Annotated in this window: 1 protein-coding gene; it reads right to left on the minus strand. The window is 53.7% G+C overall.

The window, feature by feature from the left end; translation table 11 throughout:
- Positions 1–176 precede the first annotated feature (176 nt).
- On the minus strand, positions 177–456 hold a 280-nt coding region (locus I6F12_RS37035; RefSeq protein ID WP_225158550.1), incomplete at its 5' end, for an NUDIX domain-containing protein.

Here is a 456-nt window from a genome sequence, read left to right on the forward strand (position 1 = left end):
TCAGCATGGTCTGCTTGTGCTGCCACTGCGCCCAGGCTTCTTTGGAGATTTCGTTGTAAATACGCTTTCCGAGCTCGCCCGGATACAGCTGGAAATCCTGGCCGTCCGCTTCACGCTGCAGGAAGGTACAAAAAATGGTTCTGCTCATAATTAATCCTCTTTGATAGCCGAAAAATTTATACCGGCGCTCCGGCTTTTAGCTGTTGCAACAAGCGCTCCACGGGGGCCGCCAGACCGACCGACGGCGGCTGCGCTAAGTTATACCAGAGTGCGTTGCCTTCATCCATGCATGCGCCAGATGAGTGCACTGTAAGCCACATCGGCACAATATCCAGGTGGAAATGGCTGAAAGTGTGGCGAAAAGCGGTTAATTGCGTCAGATTATCGGCCTTTATCTGGCGCTGCGCCAGCCACTCGCGTAGCTCCGCTTCGTCTGCAAACTGCGGAAAACAGAAC

It is taken from the genome of Bradyrhizobium sp. IC4059 (assembly GCF_020193615.1).
Classification (GTDB): Bacteria; Pseudomonadota; Alphaproteobacteria; order Rhizobiales; family Xanthobacteraceae; genus Bradyrhizobium; species Bradyrhizobium yuanmingense.